19 protein-coding genes are annotated in these 24,005 nt (G+C 26.7%); 14 read left to right on the top strand and 5 right to left on the bottom strand.

Annotated features, from left to right (window positions below; all coding sequences use genetic code 4):
• Positions 1–37: 37 nt before the first annotated feature.
• Positions 38–2,653: a preprotein translocase subunit SecA gene (secA, locus tag DA803_RS01575; protein ID WP_114190885.1), complete on the top strand. Its 2,616-nt coding sequence runs from the start codon at positions 38–40 to the stop codon at positions 2,651–2,653.
• A gap of 45 nt (positions 2,654–2,698) precedes the next feature.
• Here secA and DA803_RS01570 read toward each other — a convergent pair whose 3' ends face one another.
• On the bottom strand, positions 2,699–3,106 hold the full coding sequence (locus DA803_RS01570) for a bis(5'-nucleosyl)-tetraphosphatase (protein WP_114190884.1): 408 nt from the start codon (positions 3,104–3,106) through the stop codon (positions 2,699–2,701).
• A gap of 3 nt (positions 3,107–3,109) precedes the next feature.
• On the bottom strand, positions 3,110–3,628 hold the full coding sequence (locus DA803_RS06215) for a hypothetical protein (RefSeq protein WP_114190883.1): 519 nt from the start codon (positions 3,626–3,628) through the stop codon (positions 3,110–3,112).
• Between the two features lie 92 nt (positions 3,629–3,720).
• Between DA803_RS06215 and dnaX the strand changes: the two genes are divergently transcribed.
• From dnaX to rsmI, 6 genes are read left to right on the top strand one after another with little or no spacing between them, the layout of a single operon-like run.
• Positions 3,721–5,658, top strand: coding sequence for a DNA polymerase III subunit gamma/tau (gene dnaX / locus DA803_RS01560; RefSeq protein WP_114190882.1), 1,938 nt, complete (start codon positions 3,721–3,723; stop codon positions 5,656–5,658).
• 12 nt (positions 5,659–5,670) lie between these two features.
• Positions 5,671–5,967, top strand: a complete 297-nt coding sequence (locus DA803_RS01555; protein ID WP_114190881.1) for a YbaB/EbfC family nucleoid-associated protein — start codon at positions 5,671–5,673, stop codon at positions 5,965–5,967.
• A gap of 1 nt (position 5,968) precedes the next feature.
• The gene (locus DA803_RS01550; protein ID WP_170120259.1) at positions 5,969–6,553 is read left to right on the top strand and encodes a toprim domain-containing protein; all 585 of its coding nucleotides are present in this window, start codon (positions 5,969–5,971) and stop codon (positions 6,551–6,553) included.
• An 11-nt stretch (positions 6,554–6,564) separates the two neighbouring features.
• A complete protein-coding gene (gene tmk, locus DA803_RS01545) occupies positions 6,565–7,209 on the top strand; it encodes a dTMP kinase (RefSeq protein ID WP_114190879.1) in 645 nt (214 codons plus the stop codon).
• Positions 7,209–8,087, top strand: a complete 879-nt coding sequence (locus DA803_RS01540) for a DNA polymerase III delta subunit-related protein (RefSeq protein WP_114190878.1) — start codon at positions 7,209–7,211, stop codon at positions 8,085–8,087. The genes tmk and DA803_RS01540 overlap by 1 nt, the downstream gene beginning before the upstream one ends.
• Complete coding sequence (gene rsmI, locus DA803_RS01535; protein ID WP_114190877.1) at positions 8,077–8,784, top strand: 16S rRNA (cytidine(1402)-2'-O)-methyltransferase; 708 nt, start codon at positions 8,077–8,079, stop codon at positions 8,782–8,784. The genes DA803_RS01540 and rsmI overlap by 11 nt, the downstream gene beginning before the upstream one ends.
• Positions 8,785–8,848: 64 nt before the next feature.
• Here rsmI and rpsT read toward each other — a convergent pair whose 3' ends face one another.
• On the bottom strand, positions 8,849–9,109 hold the full coding sequence (gene rpsT / locus DA803_RS01530) for a 30S ribosomal protein S20 (RefSeq protein ID WP_114191194.1): 261 nt from the start codon (positions 9,107–9,109) through the stop codon (positions 8,849–8,851).
• Between the two features lie 134 nt (positions 9,110–9,243).
• Here rpsT and DA803_RS06210 point away from each other — a divergent pair, with 134 nt between their 5' ends.
• From DA803_RS06210 to DA803_RS01515, 3 genes are all read left to right on the top strand, one after another.
• Positions 9,244–9,951 (top strand): M48 family metallopeptidase, encoded by a 708-nt coding sequence (locus DA803_RS06210; RefSeq protein ID WP_114190876.1) that lies wholly within the window; start codon positions 9,244–9,246, stop codon positions 9,949–9,951.
• 79 nt (positions 9,952–10,030) lie between these two features.
• Positions 10,031–10,594: a hypothetical protein gene (locus DA803_RS06205; protein WP_145960819.1), complete on the top strand. Its 564-nt coding sequence runs from the start codon at positions 10,031–10,033 to the stop codon at positions 10,592–10,594.
• Positions 10,595–10,711: 117 nt separating this feature from the next.
• Positions 10,712–11,611 (top strand): hypothetical protein, encoded by a 900-nt coding sequence (locus DA803_RS01515; RefSeq protein WP_114190874.1) that lies wholly within the window; start codon positions 10,712–10,714, stop codon positions 11,609–11,611.
• Positions 11,612–11,853: 242 nt separating this feature from the next.
• Here DA803_RS01515 and thrS read toward each other — a convergent pair whose 3' ends face one another.
• Positions 11,854–13,590: a threonine--tRNA ligase gene (thrS, locus tag DA803_RS01510; RefSeq protein ID WP_114190873.1), complete on the bottom strand. Its 1,737-nt coding sequence runs from the start codon at positions 13,588–13,590 to the stop codon at positions 11,854–11,856.
• Positions 13,580–14,581, bottom strand: a complete 1,002-nt coding sequence (gene trpS / locus DA803_RS01505) for a tryptophan--tRNA ligase (RefSeq protein WP_114190872.1) — start codon at positions 14,579–14,581, stop codon at positions 13,580–13,582. The genes thrS and trpS overlap by 11 nt, the downstream gene beginning before the upstream one ends.
• A 139-nt stretch (positions 14,582–14,720) precedes the next feature.
• On the opposite strand from trpS, the gene DA803_RS06200 reads away from it, so the two are divergent.
• The 4 genes from DA803_RS06200 (at position 14,721) to DA803_RS01485 (ending at position 23,996) form a co-directional block, all read left to right on the top strand.
• On the top strand, positions 14,721–15,119 hold the full coding sequence (locus DA803_RS06200) for a PTS sugar transporter subunit IIB (RefSeq protein WP_277869743.1): 399 nt from the start codon (positions 14,721–14,723) through the stop codon (positions 15,117–15,119).
• Entirely contained in the window at positions 15,119–20,413 is a 5,295-nt protein-coding gene (locus DA803_RS01495) for a DEAD/DEAH box helicase (RefSeq protein WP_114190871.1), read from the top strand. Before DA803_RS06200 ends, DA803_RS01495 begins: the two co-directional genes overlap by 1 nt.
• 1 nt (position 20,414) lies before the next feature.
• The gene (locus tag DA803_RS06195) at positions 20,415–21,524 is read left to right on the top strand and encodes a hypothetical protein (protein ID WP_114190870.1); all 1,110 of its coding nucleotides are present in this window, start codon (positions 20,415–20,417) and stop codon (positions 21,522–21,524) included.
• Positions 21,525–21,743: 219 nt separating this feature from the next.
• The gene (locus DA803_RS01485; protein ID WP_114190869.1) at positions 21,744–23,996 is read left to right on the top strand and encodes a hypothetical protein; all 2,253 of its coding nucleotides are present in this window, start codon (positions 21,744–21,746) and stop codon (positions 23,994–23,996) included.
• Positions 23,997–24,005: the final 9 nt, after the last annotated feature.

The raw sequence follows: 24,005 nt of genomic DNA, 5'->3' as shown, positions 1-24,005 counted from the left end.
ATACATTATTTATTAATTTCATATAAAATATATATTTATGAAGTTATTTAATTTTAAATCCACAGAAATGCGTATTGCAGAAGCAACACTAAGAAAAATTAATCATTTAGAAAAAGAAATTTCTAAGCTAAGTGATGAACAGTTAAAGGCTAAAACTATCGAATTTAAAGAGCGCCTAAAATTAGGAGAAACATCAGACGATATTCGTCCAGAAGTTTTTGCTGTTTCGAGAGAAGCAACAAAAAGAATTTTAGGTAAACGCCCTTATGATGTTCAAATGATTGGAGGATTAATTCTAGACTTAGGATCTGTTGCTGAAATGAAAACTGGTGAAGGTAAAACTATTACCTCAATCGCTCCAGTTTATTTAAATGCGCTAACTGGCAATAGTGTTATTGTTTCAACAGTCAATGAATATCTAGCAGAACGGGATGCCGAAGAAATGGGACAGGTTTTTAATTTTCTCGGATTATCAGTCGGAATTAATAAAGCCCAAATGGCACCAGATCTTAAAAGACAAGCCTATGCATGTGATGTTGTTTATTCAATTCACTCAGAGCTTGGTTTTGATTATCTTCGTGATAATATGGTTATGACTAAAGAAGAAAAAGTCCAACGAGGATTAGATTTTATTCTTTTAGATGAGGTTGATTCAATTTTAATTGATGAAGCAAAAACTCCATTAATTATTTCTGGTGGTGATAATGATGAAAGTAATCTTTACAATATTGCTGATTTATTCGTTAGAACTTTAAGTAAAGATGATTTTTTCATTGATGAAGAAACTAAATCAGTTTATTTAACTGATGAAGGAATTGAAAAAGCTAACAAATATTTTAATTTTGAGAATCTTTATGATATTCAAAATTCAGAGCTTGTTCACCGTATTCAAAACGCACTAAGAGCACATAAGGTTATGAAGCTTGATGTGGAATATATTGTAAGAAATGACAAAATTGAATTAGTTGATTCTTTCACTGGTCGGATTATGGAAGGAAGATCATACTCAGAAGGTTTACAACAAGCCATTCAAGCAAAAGAACGTGTTGAAATTGAAAATGAAACTAAAACTTTAGCAACTATTACTTATCAAAACTTTTTTAGATTATTTAAAAAAATTAGTGGAATGACCGGAACGGCAAAAACTGAAGAAAAAGAATTTATTGATATTTATAATATGCGAGTAAATGAAGTTCCAACTAATAAACCAGTTATTAGATTTGATGATAAAGATGAAATTTATGTTGATATGCATTCAAAATGAAAAGCTGTTGTCAAAGAAGTTAAACGTGTTTATGAGAAAAAACAACCAATTTTAATTGGTACAGCGCAAGTTGAAGATTCAGAAGTACTACATGAATATTTACTAGAAGAAGGCATCCCACATACTGTTCTGAACGCCAAGCAAGATGCCTCAGAAGCTGAAATTATATCTAACGCAGGTCAATTAGGAGCAGTAACCATTGCTACCAACATGGCTGGTCGTGGAACTGACATTAAACCATCAAAAGAAGCTTTAGAAGTTGGTGGACTTTATGTACTAGGAACTGAAAAGGCTGAATCACGTAGAATTGATAATCAGCTAAAAGGTCGTTCTGGCCGTCAAGGTGATGTCGGATACACTAAATTCTTTTTATCATTAGATGACCAATTAATTTTACGTTTTTCAATTCAAGATCAATGAAAAGAAATGTTTAAATCATACGGTGAAGATCCAATTGAAGGTGAAGGAATAAGAAAAGCTTTTATTCGTGCTCAGAAAAAAATTGAAGGTTTCAACTACGATAGTCGGAAAAGTGTTCTAAATTACGATGATGTTATTCGTCAACAACGTGATTTAATTTATGAACAACGTGATTTAATTTTAAATCGAGATGATCTTGGAAGTATTATAAGAAAAATGATTACTGTGGCTGCCGAACAAACAGTTAACAATCCATATTTTATGAAAAAAAATAATACACTTGATCTTGAAGGATTTTCAAATTATGTTAATTCAAATTTTATGAATTTAACTAATCATAAATTTGATGCTAATGAAATTGTTAAATATGACCGTGAAGAATTAGTTCAACACATTATTCAGATATGACAAAAAGAATATGATGTTCTACGTCAAAATATTATTGATAAATATGGAATTTCATCACTAGCATCATCAGAAAGAAACATTATCCTAAACGTTTTTGATAGTGCATGACAGGATCATATTAACACCATGGACAAATTGCGGAGAAGCACTAACTTAGTACAATATTCACAAAAAAATCCATATCAAATTTATACTCAATTAGGTTCAAAAAAATTCAATCAATTAACTAAACGAATTGCTTTAGAATGTATTACTAACTTAATGAATAACTATGATGCCTTGCCATCATCAAATAGTCAGATTAATTTCCCATGAATTATTGCTCCTAATAGTTTTGATGGTCAAATTTCTGCACAACAACCTAATCTACAAGTTCAGGATTTTATAAAATATTTAGTTGATTCTGAAAGACAAAAACTTGAAAGAGAAGGCGTTCCAGAAGAAGAGATTGTTCAAAGAATTACTGAACTAGAAAATCGAATTATAAAAGAGTTAAAACTTGATAACAATCTTGAAAATCATATTGTTGAAGCTCATGAATTAGTTGATGTCAAAAAATAAAATCTCAAGTTAATTTCTCACTTGAGATTTTTTCTTTTAAAATAGCTATTTTTCAGTAAAATAATCAACAGCTAATTTTAATATTGTTGCATCATTCGGAAAAGTAATTTTTTTAGTGGCTTCTCGGATTGGATATCACATCGCTAATTTAATTTCAGAGGCTTGTTTTTTTATTTCATCGTTAATTGGAATGGCAATAAAATAAATTACATCCTTAATCACACCTTCAAGTGGTGAATAGGTGTTAACTGCGCGAAAATTAGTTACTATCTTAACATCTAAGTTGGTTTCTTCTTTTACTTCGCGAATAGCCGTTTGATGCTCATTTTCATTCTCTTCGACATGGCCTTTCGGAAAACCCCAATGGCCACCAATTTGTTGAATTAGAAGAACATATAATTCATTGCTTATTTTTTTAAAAATTATTGCTCCGCAAGATTTTTCTTTTCTCATTTTTTACTCACTTTCTCAATATTTTGCTCTGGTAAAATAACTTGTAAACATAATTCCATTAATTAAAACAATAATTGAATAAACACTCATTAGTACAATCATTTCAGTTTTTAAAAGGTTGATATAACTTAAAGCAATTTTTTGTTGTTCTAAATCATTACTAGAACTAAAATAATTACTTCATATTGGTTTGGCTAGAAAAGCATTAACAATAAAAAATATTGCTAAAGATAAAATTACAAAAATGGAAATAAGTTGATATTTTTTAATTCTCTTCGGTAACTTTTCGTTAAATATTCTTCGAAGTGGAAAAAAACATACTGCAATATAAACTGTGGAAAATGTTACTAACACTTGAGTAATCGAAATTAAAATCAAACTGACAGGACTTAATTTTATGCCATATAAACTAGCTGCTAATAAAGCGATTAGCGCAAAAAATAAACTAACTCATGTTGCTATGAGGTAATTTAAATGTCCATAATCCATTTTTATTCGTCTTTTTTTCTTAATATCTTTCATAATAATCCTATTTATATTATTATAATTAATAATTACAAAACCAAAATTTAGTTTTGATAAAATATAACTAGTTAGTTAGGAAGGATTTATAGATGTCTCTATCCGATAAATATTTAGCCCTATATCGCCAATATCGTCCACAAAAATTTGACGAAATTAAGGGTCAAGAACACATTGTTAAAACATTAAAAAATATTATATTAAATCATAAAATTGGCCATGCTTATCTTTTTTGTGGCCCACATGGTAATGGTAAGACTAGCACCGCTAAGGTTTTTGCTAATACTATTAATTGTATGCATAACGACGAAATTTTAATTCCATGTCAGGAATGTATTGTTAATATTGATCGTAATTTGGATATCATTGAAATTGATGCCGCTTCAAATACAGGAATTGATGATATTCGGGAACTACGTGAAAAAGTTAAACATATGCCAACCAATAGTAAATATAAAATTTATATTATTGATGAAGTGCATATGCTTTCGAAGGGAGCATTTAATGCCCTACTTAAAACATTAGAAGAGCCCCCTGAGCATATTATTTTTATTTTGGCAACAACTGATCCCCAAAAAATTCCGCTAACAATTTTAAGTAGAGTACAAAGATTTAACTTTAAAAAAATGGAGTTAAACGTTTTAATTAGTGAAATTAAAAATATTTTCGATAAAGAGAATATTGTTGCTGATTTGGATGCAATTGAATTGATTTGTAAACTTGGTAATGGTAGTTTTAGAGATACACTAAGTTTAGCTGATCAGATTTCAATTTATTGTGCAAATGAAAAAATTACTAAAGCCGCAGTTGAGGATTTATTCGCAATTTCTAATTCTGACAATGTAATTCAATTAATTAATTTGGCGGCTACTAATAATTTAGAAGAATTGTTAACATTTGCTAATTCTTTATTAGAACAGGGAATTGATATTTCTCGACTTTTAAATCAAATTGTCGATATCTTAAAGGATTTCATTCTTTATAAAAAGACTAATAGTATGCGTTTGGTTGAGGAGCTTAGTGAAGATAAAATTAATGAAATAAAAATTAGTAATATAAGTCGTGCTTATGAATTTCTCGATATTATTCTAGTTTCATTAAAAGAAATAAAATATTCTGATTTTCCTAAACAAACATTTGAGTTGTGTTTAATGAAAATGGTGAAATCAGAATCTCAACAATCAAATATTAATTTAGATAAAAAACCAATTGATTATTTTCGCGAGGAGTTAAAAAAAACTACTGAAAAAATTATCAAAAAAACTTCATTAGAACAAGAAGAACTAAATTCCAAATTTAATTTATCATCGATTGCCAATACTTATAACGATAAAAAAAATTATGATGACTTAAAAATAGAAGAAGTCAATGTTGATGATATTTTGGAAAAAACAGCTGAAATTTTACTTTCTGATACAACAATTGAATTGGAAAATGCTCAAATTAATGACGCAATTGTATCTGATAATTATGATGTAGACAACTTTGAGAATAAGAATATAGTTAAAAATAATGAAATTATGGGAGCTGATAGAATTAGTTTGGATCAAATTATTGACTGTTTATTAATTAAGCAATATTGTAAAATGAAAAAACCTGGATATGAGAATGCTAATTTAACATATAATGATACAATTGAGTATAGTTTAATTGATTCTAAGCTCTCAAATTCCGATGATGATAAACAAGCAAAAGATATTTTGAGCAATTTTAAAATTATTTTTTCATCAAATGATTTTATATTATTTAATTCATCACTTGACGATAAGGTTTTTGATTTAAATCGACATGCTTATCATGATAATTTAATTAAGGCTTCATATAAAATTTTTAACCGTTATGTTCACCTATTTGCGATAACTGAGAAGCAAATTGAAGAAGCTAAAAATTATTGAGTTAACAATAAAGAAGAATTGAAAAGACGTGAGGTTAAAGAATTAGAAGATTTATCTAAGCGTTATGATGAAACATCATCAAATATTGATTGAGCTATGGAAACATTCGGTGAAAAATTTAAAATTAAAAAATAATTAGGAGAAAACATGAACAATATTAACGAAATGCTAAAAAAAGCAAAAAGAATTCAAGGCGAATTAGAAAAAGAAGAACAATTGATTGCTAAAAAAGAATTTGTTATTGAAAAACAAGGAATAAAAATTACCATGTTGGGAACAAGAAAAATTACTAAAGTAGAAATCAACCCAGCGTTAATCGACCCAGAAGATCCAGAATTACTACAAGATTTAGTTTTAATTGCGGTTAATGAAGCGATTGATGCAATTGAAGAAGAATATGAACAAATAAATGCTAAATACGCTGGTGGTGGACTTCCATTCTAAAATGAAAACTGAAGAAGAGATCGAATTGCTACTGAAAGCAATTCCCGGAATTACAAAACGTCAATCTCAAAAAATTATTGGCTATTTCTTGGAAAATGACATTGAAAAATTAGAGCATATTTATCAATTAATTAAAAGCCTAAAAAGTAAAATCAAAAAATGTCAAAATTGTAATGCATATTCAGAGAAAGATACTTGTGACATTTGCGATGATAAATTTCGCGAAAAAAAATTGATGGTAGTTCTAAGTCAAGAAGATTTAAAAAAATTTGAAGCATTAGAAATTTATAAAGGAAGATACTTCGTTATTGAAGAGTTGTATGATTTAAAAAAAAGCAATGAAAAATTTAATCGCAATCTAGAGAAATTATTAATTGTTGCTAAAAATGTTTCAGAAATTGTGATTGCTTTATCTGCTACAGTCGAAGGGCAATTCACAACACAATTTATTAAAAAAATTCTTAAGGATAAAATTAATTTTGATAACGCATATCAGCTTTCAATGGGAATTCCGCTTGGAGTTCAAGTTGAATATGTTGATCCAGTTACATTAAAACAATCTTTGATTAATAAAACTAAAATATAAAAGAAGGAAATATGAAAACAAATCGTGGAAAATTTATAGCTATAGAAGGAATGGATGGAGCTGGAAAAACAACTATTCTGAAAAAATTTGAAGAATATTTGAAAAAAAATAAAAAACAAAAAGATTTTGTCTTTACAAGAGAACCAGGAAGTAGTTTTTCAAAAGAAGCTGAAAAAATACGTGACTTAATTTTAGAAAATGGTAATGAATTTAGTCCAATGGTTGACGCCTTACTTTTTGCTACAAGTCGGAGAATTAACTTAGAAAAAGGTATATGACCAGCATTGGAATCGGGCAAAAATGTTATTTCAGATCGTTATTGAACATCATCATATGTTTATCAAGGAATATTAGGAAATATTGGAGTATCAAAGGTAAAAATGATTAATGAAATAGCTACCGATAATACACATCCGGATTTTATAATTTTCTTTGATCTGTTACCGGAAATTTCAATTCAAAGATTAAAAGAAAGTGGAAAGTCAATGGATAGATTGGAAAATCTTGATCTTAATTATTATACAAATCTGCGTGAAGCTTATTTAAAAACAGTTAGTAAGGATGCTAAGAAATATTGCATTATTGACGCTAATTGTTCAATTGATGAATTATTTGAAAGATTTATTGCTGTTTTGTCGGATCAAAAAATTATCTAATGATTGTAAGTAATGAATTTTTAAAAATTATTAATAATTCAATCAAAGAAAATAAACTTCAGCAGGTTTATTTATTTTCACAATTAGTTACCAATGATTTCGATGAATATATTATTTCATTTATCAATACAATTAATGGTGAAAAATTTAATCAATTTTCTGAACTTAAATTTAAGGATTTATATTTATGTGTCAATGAAAGTAATCAATTAATAACAAAGGAAGCTATTGCTGAGGCAATGCTTTGAGCATTTAAAAGCAATTTGTCAAACCATCACAAATTTAAGATTTTAATTATCAAAAATATTGAAAATGGAACTCCTCAAAGTCTTAATAGTTTACTAAAATTTTTAGAAAATCCTCCAACACACACGATTGTAATCATGACCACTAATCAAATGAATAAAGTGCTAAAAACAATTAGATCACGAGCTTTTATTATTAATATTAAAACTAATTTGACTAAAATTAATTCAATTAAGGATTTTATTTTAGTATATGCGAATAAATATAATTTAGATGATCATGAAAAATTAAATACATTGCTAAAAAATTTGAAATCAGCTATAATATCATCATTTTCAAAGCCTGAATCATTTCTATATTTTTTATTAAAACATTTTGATAAAGATCTCGCAAATTTTCTTTTAGTTTTTATGATTTTTATTTACGAAGATTTAGCTAAGATTAGCAATAATTTAACAACAAATTTAACCATTTTATCTTTAAAAGACGCTAAAACTATCAATAACAGTTCAAAAATTGACGAAATCATAGAATGTTTAAAAGCTATGTATAAAACCCTAAAAACTAATGTGAATTTCCCTCTACAAAAATCTAATTTTTTAATTAAAATCGAGAAAATTTATGGCAAATAAAATCTTTATTGTTGGCACTCCAATTGGAAATTTAGAAGATATTAGTATAAGGGCGCTGAATACTTTAAAAGCATCTGACATTATCTTATGTGAAGATACGAGAGTGAGTCAAAAGCTACTACGACATTATGACATTATTAATAAAAAATTAATTTCATATCACAACTATAATGAAAAAACTTTGGCTCCAAAAATTATTAATATGATTTTAGATCATCAAAAAGTTTCGCTCATTTCAGATGCAGGGATGCCATGTATTTCTGATCCAGGATTTGAGATTATTAATTTAGCCAAAATAAATAATATTGAAGTTGAAGTCATAGGCGGACCAACAGCTTTAATTCATGCTGTTATCAAAGCTAATTTTAGTTCAGAATTTAGCTTTATTGGTTTTTTAAAAGACAAAACTCAGGCTAGACAAAATTATTTAAAATCACTTGATTTCGGCACATATGTTTGTTATGTTTCACCACATAAACTTGAAGCAACGATTGCTGATTTTGATTTAGTTTTTGGCGATAAAGTTAGGTTATTTTTAATTAAGGAGATGACTAAACTTTATGAAAAAACCTATGAAGGTAACCCGGCTGATGTCCTTAAACAAATTCGTTTGGATAGTCAAAAAGGGGAATATAGTTTAGTGTTTAAAATCAATAAACCTACTCATATCAAAATTAATAAATATCCTAAAAAATAGCAAGATATGAAAAAAAGCCCATAAGCGGGCTTTTATTAATTTTTAGTAATTATACAAATTTCAATTATCTATTTTTCGCAATAAACGCATCTAAACGGCTTGCTTTTCTAGCACCATTGTTTTGGTGTAAAACACCTTTAGAAACAGCTTTATCAATTTCATGATGTGCTTTAGCAAATAAATCATTTGCCTTAGGATCTTTTGACTGTGCGGCTAATTTTGCCTTTTTAATTGCAGTTTTAACTGAAGATTTGATAGCTGAGTTGCGAACACGCGCTTTTTCGTTAGATAATATTGCTTTTTGTTTTGATTTAATATTTGCCATTGGTTTGCCTTTCTTGCAATAATAATTAGCAATTAATATTTTATAATAAAAAATCATTTTTTTATTCTTTTTATTCAAAAGCAAACAAATTAGCTAAATCATAAATAGTTTTCATTTTTTACTAAAATTATATTATGAAAAAAATTGATGATGTTTTAGCATATAAAATTAATGATAAGGAATTTAACATTTATGTGAGATTTACAAATAATAAAAATATTTATTTATCTCTACGCGATAATAAATTAATTCTCTCTACACCAATTCATTATTTAAATACTGAACAATTAAATAATTTTCTTAACACCGCTATTTTAAAATTAACTCAATCCACTAAAAAACAAGATGTTAGACCACTGCTTGACATTAATTGAACTGATCAAAGTTTTTATTATCTTGGAAAGTTATCTTATTTTAAAATTATTAATAATTATCTTCAAATATATTTTAATGATGAAATTGAAATTATTCCAATTACCAAACACGATGAAAACTACATTAAAAAAACAATTTGAAATAATTTATCAGAAAAACTTGAAAAAATTTTTAGTTATTGAGCTAACTACTATTCAGAGAAATTTCTTAATAGAAGTTTGTCATCAAAAATAAAAATATCAACCAAATCATCTGCTTGAGCAACAAATTATTTATTAAAAAATATAATTTCAGTTTCTAAATATTTAATATTCTATAATATAAAGTGTATTAGATATGTGGCAGCGCATGAAATCGCTCATTTTCTTGAGGCAAATCACTCTGCTCGGTTTTGGAAAATTGTTAGCAAAGAATTTCCCGATTATAAACATATTAGAAAAACAATGAACGCACACAAATTTACATAAAGGTAGGATTAAAATGGACGGAATTTATATCATCGGAATTATTTTGGGGTTATTTTTATTTATTGGATTTGTAATAATAATGTTTATAATTGGTTTTTTTATTCATAAAGGTAATTTAAGTAAATCGAAAAAAAATCAGAAATTTGAAGAAGAAATCGGCGTTGAAATACTGAAAACATTAAACGAAAATTTTAATACTAAATGAGTTAAACCCTCATTATATAAAAATCTCAAAACTAAAGAAAAATTTCAATTGGGAAATATTTTAATTAGTCCCGGTTCGGTTGTCTTATTTAAAGCCAATTATATTGAAGATGGCCATATTGATGGAGATGCTCTTCAACGTGAATGACATATTAAAGGCAGTAAAAGAGATTATATATTTCCAAATGCTACAATTGAATTGGGCGAAGATATGGAAAAACTAGCGGCAATTTTACCACCAAATACCCCAATAATCGGAATTATGGTTTTCTATAAAGAAACAACACCATTAATTGTGAATCTTAAGCCTTATATGTCTTATGTAACTATTGATAATCTTGATTATGAAATGAATAAAATTATTAAAAATTTACCAGCAATTTTAGATTCAAAAGATATTGAAAACATTGTGAATCTTTTAATCGAATGTAAACAATAAATTAACATTGACTACTAAATAACATGAATGTTAGTACAAAAAACCATGTTATTTTTTTTGTTGACTATTTTTTTGTTAAAATAATATTATTCTATATATAAATTTAATGGAGAAAAAATGAAGAAAAAACAAAAAAAATTATTGGACAAATATTACATTTCGGAAGCTTTCGATAAAAATAGAAATATATCTTTTAATTTTAAAAAAGCTAATAAAAAAATCTCAGGAAATTTCGCTGAATTCACCGACGCACTTGCTGAGTATGTTCGTGTATCCGAACAATCAGAAAATGAAACAAGAGTATGATTCCACCGTGATGCCGCTTATCGTGGTAGTGTAGGACTTGAAAAAGCTCGTCTAATCATCGAACACGTTAAAGAGAAGAACGTTGAAAATCAAGATGCAATTAGCTACATTGAAAAAGAAAATTTAGTGGAAAAATCAACTAAAAAACCTTCGAAAAAAATGATGCTAATGAAAGAATTAGAAGAAGAAGCTAATGAAATTACATTTGATGTTCCAGATAAAGAATCTAAAATGTCAACAGATGTTATGAAAGATGACGTGGAATACGAATCTAAATTTGATGTAACAATTTTAGATCTAAAACCATATGAAGGTAAATTAGATGTTTACTACAATTTATCAAGCGATGGCCAAATGTCTGAGACAATGATGAAAACAGTGGAAGGATTCGCTACTGAAAAAACTATGATGGAAGAAGATCATATGATGTCTGATGATTCTATGATGATGGAAGAAGAACCTATGATGAAAGAAAATGACATGATGTCACAAGAGTCAAATATGGATAAAGAAGAAGATCATATGATGTCTGATGATGATTCTATGATGAAAGATGATATGATGATGACAAAAGAAGAGCACATTCATCACTACCATCAAAGACGTTATAATCAAAAAAATACCGGAATAAAAGTTGCTCTTTCACTTTTAATCATTATAGCATTAGTAAATTTAATCTTAATAATTCTAAATGTTACAAATGTTATTTAACCTAAATTTAACGTAAACATCAAACACGCAATTAATGTCAGTGTTTGATGTTTTTTATTCTATAAATTTACAAAAAGACAATATTATTAGAAAAATAATTTATAGCAATTTTATTTAATTTAAATTCACACAATCAATAAAATTTATAGAAAAAACCTTTATTTTTATTGAAGAATGTGTTTTGTATTAAATAAAAAATAAGGGACTTTTTTATAAGTCGCACTTAATTTTTGCTGTGTTAATTATTTCATATGTTTAAGTTCTAATAGTTTTTTAATAAAATCATGTTTTGTAAATATTTGGCTTTTTTCAGAACCGTATTCTCTAACTGATACTGTATCATTTTTTTGCTCTTCTGCTCCAATAACAACAATAAATTTAGTTTTTTGAATTTGAGCATCCCTAATTTTACGGTTAATTCTTTCATTTCGTAAATCAACATTAACATTAATATCAAGGTCTAATAATTCTTCATATAGTTTTTGGCAATGTTCATTTAATTCACTATTGATAGGCATAATTGTTACTTGATGTGGGCTCAATCAATAAGGTAAAACACCTTTTGTTTGCTCAAGCAATGTGGCAATAAATCTCTCATATGTGCCAATTAATCCACGATGAATTAATACTGGAACTTTCATTTCTTCATTATCATCAACATATTTCATATTAAATCTCATTGGAAGAAGAAAATCTAATTGTAGTGTTGACATTGTAATAATTTTATTCAAAGCAGTTTTAATTTGAATATCAATTTTAGGTCCATAAAAAGCAGCTTCTCCAATGAACTCTTTGTATTCAATTTTTAACTCATTTAGTACATCACGTAAATCATTTTCTGCATGGTTTCACATTTCATCATCGCTAAAGAATTTTTCACTATTATTAGGATCACGTAATGAAAGTGAAATATGATCAATCTCAATTTTGAAATCATTTAATGCTTGGACAATCATTTTATATAAATGTTTAAATTCATCTTTAATTTGATCAATTCTAACAAAAACATGGCCTTCAGTTAAATCCATTGATCTAACTCTTTCAAGTCCAGATAATGCTCCCGATTTTTCATAACGATATAATCTTGATTGCTCTGAATATCTAATTGGCAATTCTTTATATGAATGGCGTGATGAATTGAAAAGCAAAATATGATGTGGACATGTCATTGGTCGCGGCACAAGAATTTCATTATCCATTTTTAATGGTTTAAACATTGTGTCTTGATAATGATCTCAGTGGCCACTAATTTCATACAATTTTTTTTCTCCAAAATGTGGAGTTAGCACTTCTTGAAATCCGAATTTTTTATCTAATTTTAAAACATAATCACGAATGGCGTTATGAATTTTCATTCCATCTTCAAGTCAAATTGGCAGTCCTTGTCCACTTAATTGGTTAAATGTAAAAATTCCCAATTCTTTACCAATTTTTCGATGGTCACGTTCTTTTCTTTCTTCTAGAATAGCAAGATATTGTTTTAACTCATCTTCTGTTTCTCAAGCGGTTCCATAGATTCGCGTTAACATTTTGTTTTTAGAATCTCCCCGTCAATAGGCTCCGGCAACTGATAGCAATTTAAAGTGTTTGATTTCTTTAGTGTTGCTGATATGGCCACCTGAGCAAAGATCTGTGAATAATATTTCATTATTTTTAGGATGATAGTATTGATAGAAGGTTATTTTTTTACCTTCTCTAACAAATTCATCTCGCAATTCTTTTTTATATGGTTGATTATCAAATGAATATTGAGATTCATCAACTAATTTCATCTCATATCCTTGCATAGCCATTTTCTTCATTAATTTTTCAATTCTTGGTAGATCTGACTCTAAAATTCCTTCTTCAATTTCGAAATCGTAATAAAATCCTTCGTCAATTGCTGGTCCAATTGCTAATTTTGCATTTGGATATAATTTTAAAATCGCTGCCGCTAATAAATGACTAGTTGAATGATTTAAATTTTTATTAACTTTCATGACTTAGTCCCATTCCTTTCATTAATTTGTTCATGTTTTCGTTTGCAGTTTTTCTAGCTTTCAAAGCTCCAATCTGACTTTCTTGCTCTACATTTTTGATGTGAATTGAATAATTTTCTTGAATTTTTGTTAATAAAGCTTTAACTTCTTCACCAACTGCTTGTTTTAATTCTCCGTAATTTTTGTCTTTAAATTCAAGTTCAGCATCTTTAAGAGTAATATCTTTAATTGCGCTATAAATGCTTAATAGATTTGTAATGCCTGGTTTTGAATCGTCAACATAAATTTTTCCTTCAGAATCAGTAACTGAGCGCATAATTTTTTTATAAGCTTCATCTGGATTGTCTAAAAGATAAATTGATGATTTTTGGTTAGTATCTGATTTTGACATTTTTTTAGTTGGTTCAGTCAATGACATAATTTTTGCCCCAATTTCAGGAATAAAAGGCTCTGGAATTTTAAAATCAGTCTTATATTTATTATTTAATCTAATGGCTAAGTTCCTTGTTAATTCAACATGTTGTTTTTGATCAATTCCAACTGGAATAATATCAGCATTATATAGTAGAATATCGGCTACCATTAAAGTTGGATACATTAGTAGCCCTGTTGGAATTGTTTCCATACCATTTGCACTTTTAATCTTCGTTGATTTATCTTTAAATTGTGTCATTCGTGATAATTCACCGATACTTGTATTTGTTAAAATTAATCAATTCATTAATCCATGTTCAATAACATCAGATTGAAAAAATAAAGTTGTTTTATTCAAATCAACGCCACAGGCGCGAAATAAAGCAAAAATATCTCGACGATTATTAGCAAGTTCTTTTTTATCGATTGGAAGTGTTAGAGCATGAAGGTCGGCTATGAAAACATAATTGTCATATTTATCTTGTAGTTTGACAATATTTTTAATTGCACCAATGAAATTGGCAATTGTTAATTTTCCTGTTGCCGTGATGCCACTAAGCATTATTTTTTTTTGCATTTTTAATACCCTTTCTTGGATTGCTTAAATCTTTAATTAATTTTAATACAAACTACAAAAATAAAAATGATAATGTCGCGATTGTTATTTTTAGTAATATTATTAAATAAATAAAATATAATTATAAAAGACCTGTTATATGGAAATATTACAATTTAAAAATGAGGCAAAAATGAACAAAAAGCATAAATTTTTATACATTCTTCTATGCATATTAACATTAGGTTTTATTTGTATATATTGAAAGAAAAAATATCAACAAAAGAAACCTAAAGACTATTTAAGCATTCAAGAGAAACTATCATTTGACTATGATGAATTTTTAAAATTCATCGGTGGAAAGGACAACATCGTAGATGTTAATGCTACACAAAAGGTAGTTAAAATTGCTTTTATTGATCGAAAAAAAGTTGACAGCTCAGCTTTAAAATCATTGGATGGAATTACTGGCATTAGTTTTCAAAGTCAACAAATTTCTTTAGTGATTGGCAATTCAGCTAAGTATTTAGAACAAAAAATTAGAAAGGAAATTGAATAATGGAAAATAACGAAGTAAAATATCAAACGATTTTAGCAAATTTGCAAAACATTGAAACTAATGACTCATCACTATTCTCTTCAGTAGATAATGAAAAATTTTTCGATGTTTTAAAAAACTTTGGAGTAGAAACATTTGATAATTTTTATACTCATCATCATATTAATCACATTTTAAAAGAAAATAGTAATCGCATCATTAGCGAAAAAGTGGCAGTTGCAACTAATAAATTTGAAGTAATTTCTATTTTTAAGGAATATAATCGTCGGATTGATAATGCAATTTTTAAAGCATTAAATAATAATTTTGAAAAAGCTAAACAACTTTTATTAAATAATTTAGAAACGGAATTTCAAAAATCTATCGTTAAATGAAAGAAGATTTTAAATAACGCAAAAAACATTAATATTGAAACAAATATTTGGCCATTACATTTGGGATTCTTTTTTATATCAATTAAGACTGACAAAAAAATTATTTTTGCACCCCTATTTTTTAAAGAAGTAACAATTCGTATTGAAAATTCACTTGTTTATTTAGAATCTAGTTCTGATATTAGAATTAATAGTAAATTAATAACTTTTTTAAGCCAACAAGGATTTATGATCAATGTTGATACTTTTAATTTTTCAAATGCTACTATGGAAGAAGTTTTTAATTATTTTAAAGAAATCTGAAGTCCAATTTATCAAATTCCTGAAACAATTAAAAATGCTATTCCTGATTTAGAACAAGATAAAATTAGCAATACTTCTATTGAATTTCATCAAGGAATGGTGTTGGGATTTTATAATGTTTCATCAGGCTATTTATGAAATCAAATGAAAAAAATTATCGAAAATGATGAATTTGATTACATTTTAAATCCAAAAATTAGTAAAGTTAAATATGTTGAAACTGTGAAACGAGTAATTTTTGATAAACATTTTAAATTATTTAAAATTCAAAAAACCAATTTTTCACAGGATTGTGCAACTATTTCCGCTCTATATCAAGATACAATAATTTGAGGTCCTCCCGGTACAGGAAAATCACAAACAATTAGTAATTTAATTGCTAATATTGTAGCTCATGGTTATTCTGGTCTTGTTGTATCACAAAAAAAAGCAGCTTTAGATGTATTGAAAAAGCGTTTAAAATCAATTTCTAAATTTTGCTTATTTGCTTTAAGTGATAAGCATGTTCAATTAGATGAATTCTATCAACCACTTCAAAAATACATTTATGAATTAGAACACTGCAGTAGAACAAACTCAGAAAAGGGAATTAGTATTTTTTCACTTGAGGATAAAAATTATGTTGACACCATTAGTCGCTTACATAACAATCCAAATATTGATAATCTTCTACAATTTTATTCAGCTCTTACCAATGTTAATTTCTCGGAATCACTATTTGAAAATTTAAAATTATTAGATCGTGAACTAAAATACGAATTCAATAAGGTTTTATTAGATAAAAAATCAATTATGAAACATTTATATGAAGTTAATTTAGGAAAAAAACCTCACTTTTTCACATTTTATCCTTCATCAATTAAACGTGTTGCTGAAATTTTAGCAAGTGACAGTTCACTTTTCAGTGTCGATATTGATAAATGCTTAAAATTTATTGATAAGGTTAATTATGATTCGGTAGTTGATATTATTGATGAGTATAAAAATATAATTAAGTCTAAGAGTATTGAATTAAACAACGAAAAAATTCTTTCAGAAATGATTTTAGAGAAAAAATTTGAAATTGTTTCTAACTTTTCTGGTAAGCAATTAGCACTTTATAATGACTTTACTTTGTCGATTCGTACCGCGAAATTAAAACCTTATCTATTTTTCCATAGATATCGTGAAATTATTAAATTGTTATTTCCAATAATTATTACAACTCCAGAAATTGATCTCTCAATGTGAGAAAAAGAAGAATTTGATTATGCAATTCTTGATGAATCAAGCCAAATGTTTTTAGAAAAAGGTATACCAATTTTATACTTAGCAAAAAGAAAAATCTTAGCTGGTGATAGTCAACAAATGCAACCAACTCGTTGATTTTCGGTAACCTATAATTTTGATGAAGAAGATGAACTTGGGCATATTGAATCACTACTTGCCTATGCTCGTAATCGTGGAGTTTTCTCAATTTTACTAAATAAAAACTATCGTTCTAAATTGGCGGCGCTAATGACATTTAGTTCAAAGCACTTTTATGATTCTAAATTAGATGTAATCGATGATTATGAAGTTTCTTTAAATAAAGACAAGGCCATTGATGTTGTTCAAGTAAATGGAGCTTGAAACAATAGCATGAATGTGGAAGAAGGCACCAAAGTTATTGAAATTATCAAGGAAAATCTTGCTAAATATAAAAAGATTATTGTTTTAGTGTTTAACGTTAAACAACAAGATTATTTAATGAATTTAATTTTTGGTAATGAACCCGAACTTGAAAATGCTATTAATTCAGGACAAATTTCACTTAAAAATATTGAAAATATACAAGGTGATGAAGCTGACCTTGTTATTATGTCAGTAGTTTATGATAAAAATACATCGTTATATGGAACTTATGTCGCAAGAGCAGGCGGAAAAAATGCTTTAAATGTAGCTATTTCACGAGCTAGAGAAAAAATTATCGTTGTTAAATCAATTTATGCTGATGATGTTCAAATTACTGAAAATTCAACAACTGATATGCGAATTTTTAAAGAATGATTAAAATTTCTAGATTTATCACTTGAAGAACAAAAAAACTATTTAGATGAAGTTGATGATGACATGATTGAAATTACTAGAAATATTTCAATTAATGAAGACGTTGAATATAAAAAAGAAATTTTGTCGCAATTACAACAATTAGTTCAGGATCATAATAATTTAAAATTCATTTCTGATTATTCAATTGGAACCAAGACAATTGACATCGTCTTAATTAATATGATTACCAATAAATTAATTCATGGTTTCATAATCGATTATTATGACTATATTAATAATTATGAAAATTATCTAAAATTTAAGGATGGAATAAAATTCTTAGAATCAAAAGCTTATCCAATCACTATCATTTCTAAACATGAATGACCTATTAAAAAATACAAAATTATTAGTGAAATTAAAGAAAAAATTAATAAAGAATTAATTGCAACAAAGAATTTTGAATCTGATAGAATTGCAAGGCAAAGACCACCAGTTGTAATTAGATCAATTGAACCAGATTTAGAAAATGATGATGAAATTGAAGATTTTCATGTTGAAGAAAATTTTAATAAGGAAAAAAATATTCAAGAAGATTTAGAACATGAAAATGAATCAACTAGAATAATTAGATTAGATCTCGATATCGATAATGAACTTGAATTAGAAAATCAACCAAAAAACAATGAAAATATTGAAGAATCTCCTGAAAATATTTTAGAAATATCAAAACATTTAAATCGAAGTGATTTACACGAAGTTGAAATTGAAGCAGATGATAATTCTAAATCTCATCTAAATTACAATGTTTTGGATGAAGACGAAATTGAAGCAGATGATGATTCCAAATCTCTAAATTACAATGTTTTAGATGAAGACAAAATTGAGGCAGATGATGATTCTAAATCACATCTAAATTACAATGTTTTAAATGTAGATGAAAACCCAAAATCTGAACCAATGAATCAAAATCTTGGGATTATTAATGAAGAAAATTTAAATAATTTAGAAGATTATCAAGAAAATATACAAAAAAATCAAATTCAAGACCCTACTTTAGATTCGAACGCTAATGAAAATGATAATGGCGAAGAAACTGAAGAAGAATTAGAAGAAGTTAGCAATTTCGATGATTTAACTGAAGATATTTATTACAACACCGGTTTTTATGATGTTGAGGATGAAACATCAAATGTAAATCTTAAAGAAGAAGATAATAGCGTTGATAATAAGAATCCGAGCGCTTATTTAGATAAAAATTACGAAAGTGAATATATTAGTGATGAACTAAAAAATTCAGTAAATCAAAGCGAAATTGAAGATGATAATTTCGAAGAAAATACTTTTGAAGATGATGCACAAAATTTAGAATCATTGCCTATGCCAAATAATTTAAATAGTGAAATTGATCACGAAAATAATGATAATGAAATTATAAATTTAGAAAATACAAATTTAAATGACAATTTTACTAATGGTTTAGAAAATAATGAGCTAGATATTAAATCTAATGAATCAAGCAAACAAGAACATTCAACCGAGACAAATATTTCAAATGATGATGTTAATGACCTCAACTTTAGTGATAAATTTAATATTGAAAATGATGTTATTTCTGATGATTTTGATAAAGATGTTGAAAATCAAAATTCTGTGGTAAATAACAATAAAACTGAAGTTGTCGATGTGTTTAATCTTCAAAATAGAGTCGATAATAATGATCAAATAATCGACGAAGAAATTAATCATAATCAAATGACTAATTTTAAATATGATGACGATAATCAAAATTCAATTGTTGACGAAAATGATGATAAATTTCAAGATATGTTTGATATTGAATCTGAAGAAATAAATAAAAATGCTGAAACATTAGAAAATCATAATGATGACCAAATAGAAAATGATCATATAGAAGATAATGAATTTAAAGCTGAAGATAATATGTTTGAAAATATTGATAATTTATCACAAAACACTTTAAATGAAGAAATTAGTACTGATGAAAGTTTTGAAAATTCTGATGAAGAAATTAAAGACTTTAACGACTTATTTAAAAATGAAGATGAGACAAATGATTTTGATAGTGAAACAAACAATTCTAAAATTATTGTTGATGAAACAAAAGAAGATACTAATTTAGATAATGATGAAAAGACATTAGAAATGCAGATGAATGATTTAGACAGTGAAAATTTGAATCATTTTAGTAGTCATGAGCAATTAGCACAACATCAAATTAAAAGCACATCTGAAACCGAATTAAACTTTAATAATTTAAATAAAAATAAAGAAAAAAATACTGAATTAGAAGAAGATGATTTAGATGGATGAATATATTCTGATAATTGAGATGAAATGGCTGACGCTGATAATTCATCAAATCATGATAAATCTAATAGCAATGATGATAATAAATTTGATAATCACCAAGATGAAAAAAATGATATAGCAAGAAAAAATGATGAAAATTCAAACAAATTGGAAAAATTTGATGATGATTCAGCTAAAAATACAGTTTCAGATTATCTTAAAGAATTTAACTTAATGGGTCCTGAAGAATCTGAAGATAAAACAACCGAATTTGAAAAATATATCGGAGAGTAAAATGGATCGATTTAGAAATAAAAAAAATCCCAAAGATCCGTGAGATGAAGATATTGAAAAAAAAGTTTCTGCTGATGATCAAATAAAATTTAAAGACACGGCAAAGAAAACTGTTAAACTAAGAAAAGCTAGAAGTATTATATTTTTTTCATTGGGGGCAGCAGCCGCCGCAATTATAATTGGCTTGGCAGTTGGAATCAAACAAACAAAAGAACCATTAAAATTATGAGATTCTAGTGCTAATATATTTTTAGTTCATCAAGCTAAATATGATAAGGATAAAAATCCAAATGGAATACTAGCATGAGATGACAACATCACTATTAACGGTAAACCCGAAGATATTATGCGAGAATTATTTAGCAATTTAAATCTTTTAGATAATAGTATTTTAAAACCACTAAATTTTAAATTAATAGAACCAAATGTAAAAGCTACTATTGCTAATGTTATTCTTGATTTAATAGATAAAAAAACTTTGCACTTTGATATTCAATTATCAAGCCAATCAAAAAATCCAGAATTTAAAGTTATAAGGAATTTTACAATTAAAACATCTGAAGAGACTAACATAGCAACAAATCAAAGAATTATCTCGCATAATTCAAATAGTAGAGTTCAAAGTTCATTTAATGAAAATTGAAAATTAAATTTTTTCACAACAAATACTTATCGCTCTGATGATCTTAATAATAAAAATAAAATTGAAATCAAAAAAATTCTTGATAATATAAATAAAAATAAGAATTTAAATTACATTGATCGAAGTTTATTAATTCAAAATGAATTTACAAAGGGTAATTATTTCTTTAGATTAACTCGAGAATTAGTGGCGACTAAAGAAAAAACGAAATTCTTTTTTATTCCATTTAAGTTTAACGGTGATTTAACATTTGTTGAAACGGATAGCGATGGCAATGGGCTAATAAATCCTGAAATTAGATTTAATGCTAGTTTTTTCTCATTAGCTAATAGCACTATACGAATTAAAGGTGAAAAATATGAGTATGGATTATATTTACCTTATCTAAATTCACAAGAACCACATAATATTGAAAATAAAGATTTTAAACTAAAAGTTGATTTTGTTATTGAATCGCAAAAGGTTTAATTTCTTTATTTTTTCAATAAATTTTCTTTGTTTTTGAACAAAAAATTCACTTTTATAATCTGAAATATGACTATTTTTATTTTACTAAATATAACTTATAATACCTTTATTTTAAGGCTAAAATTTTGTAAATTTAGTTTAAAATTTATCAAATGTTTATTAAAAATAAAAAAAGTGTGTAAAATTGATAATTATAAACATATATAAAAAGGAAGTTTTATGAATTCTTTAAAAAGTAAAAAGAAAAAAATTATCTTAAGTATTAGTGCTGGTGTTTTTATTTTATCAACAATAACTGTTGCGTCTTTATATGCAAAATACAATAATGATAAAACCGAAATAATAAAAGATCCAAAAACTGGTCTTACAAAACAAGAAGAACAAAAAGTTAGAAGATATGATCCAAACAAAGATGAGGAATATGAATTATTAAGAAAATATCTTATCAAAGTTATTAAAGTTTTACAAAAGGGAACAAAAAATGCTCAACAAAAATTAGATTTAAAAGATCATCAAATTGGAATTGCATATTTAGAAGAAGCTATTAATTTTGGTAAAAGTGCTTCGCTTATTGTAGCTAGAGCAATTGAAATTTCACAAAAAAATGAAAGAAAAATAGAATTAAGAGAAGACAGGGATACTTTAAATACTGTTTTAAAAGATGCAATTAAGGCTCTTGAAGTTTTAAAAGCAGAATTAAGAAGAATAATTCAACATCAAGCGCTTGTTAATCAAACTATTAAAAATATTGAATCAGCGCTTAAAAGAGCAGATGAAGCAGTTACTATTCCTGAGTTCAACTTCTTAATTGCAGAACTTGAAAAAATAAATTCTGAATCTAGACCAATTGAAGCGAAGGCAAGAGAATTACTATTAACAGAAGAAGCTAATAAGTTAGTTGATTTATTGGACGCTCTTGTTCTTAAAATTAACGATTTAAAATCAAAAGTTAATAACCAAACCCTTGAACAACAAAAAGAAAGTGTTAGATTATTTGTCGCAGGTTTACCAGAAAAAATTTCAAGAGTTCAAGAAAAATCTAAAAACGCAGTAGCGGCAGTTGATATTGAAGAAGCTTTAAAAGAAGTCAAATTTTTAATTGAATCATCTAATGGTGTTAAAGATTTGGCAGTTAAACTAGGACTTAATGAAGAAGCAGCAAAAATCATTGAATATTTAAGAACATTGGAAGATGAAAAAACTAATTTAGAAAAACGTTTAGAAGAAAAAGCTAAATCTAATAAAGTTTTACAAACCGAAACTGAAGCAGTAATTAAAGAAATTCAAAATAAAATTAATGAATCTAATAATCCTAAAACAATCGAAGATTTAGATAATTCAATTTCAAAAATTGAAGAAATTTTGAAAAAATCTGAGGATTTAAAATTTAAATTAGAAGTTGAAAAACTATCAAATAAAATTAATGAAATAAGAGATGCTATCTCTAATGCTAAACAAAGATTAGAAGATATTAAAAATCAAAAAAGAGATATTGAAGATCAAATTCAAACAGAAAAAGAAAATATAGGAAAAATCGTTGGAAATCTTCAAACAGATTATCAAAACGCTGACGTTGAATCTAAAAAAGCAGCTGGTAATACTAGTGCTTTAAGAAAAATAAAATCTATGCTTCAAATTTCTGAGGCCACCTATAATAGATTAAATGCTGATAGTAATACTTTTGTTAAACCACGCATTACCAGTGAATTAGAATCACTAAAAAATAAAATCGATGATATAAAAGGTAAAATTGCCGATGTTGAAGCAAACTACGCAAGAAATCAAAAAGATGTTAGTCAAATTTATGTCGATAAAATTTTAGGAACTCCAAATAATATTTACTTTGGAAATGAAAAATTAACTGATGCCTCAACTTTAAGAAAAAGCCTTGCATCAAATGTCGAAAAAATTAAAAATCAAATATCACTTAAAAACGATGGTGAATTAGTAGATCTTGACACTAAAGTAGAAATTGAAACTGATTACAATGATTATGAAGGAAAACTTTTTGTAAAGGTAAAAGCAGACCGTTTTGGTGTTAAAAAAGAAACCATCTGAATGTTTGAAGGATATAAAAAATTCAATGATTATTTTGAAAAAAATAAAGGAAATATATTAAATATATCTTACACTGGCCAAAAAACATTAAAAGAAAAAATCAAAGATGAATATGGAGGCAGTATAGAAAATTTTGTTGAAGCTATTAAGAAAAATCCAAATCACGATAGATGAGATTTTCTAAGAAAACAAGGCTTTTCATATAAATTAAATCTAGTGGATTCTTCTAAATTAATTTTTTATAATTTATTAATTAATGATGTGACAGCTGGAGAAAATTCATTTATTGTTACTTTCACTCCAATCGTTGTTTTAAGAAACGCATCAAATACAACTTTTGGTAATTCAAATGCACTCTTATCTTTACCACTTGGAGAAAATAAACCAGGACAAACAACCATAGTTGTTAAATAATATTAAATA

It is taken from the genome of [Mycoplasma] phocae (assembly GCF_003332325.1).
Lineage (GTDB): Bacteria > Bacillota_I > Bacilli_A > Mycoplasmatales > Metamycoplasmataceae > Metamycoplasma > Metamycoplasma phocae.
The sequence above is the reverse complement of the archived record's forward strand: the minus strand, read 5'-3'. Positions and strand labels throughout refer to the sequence as shown.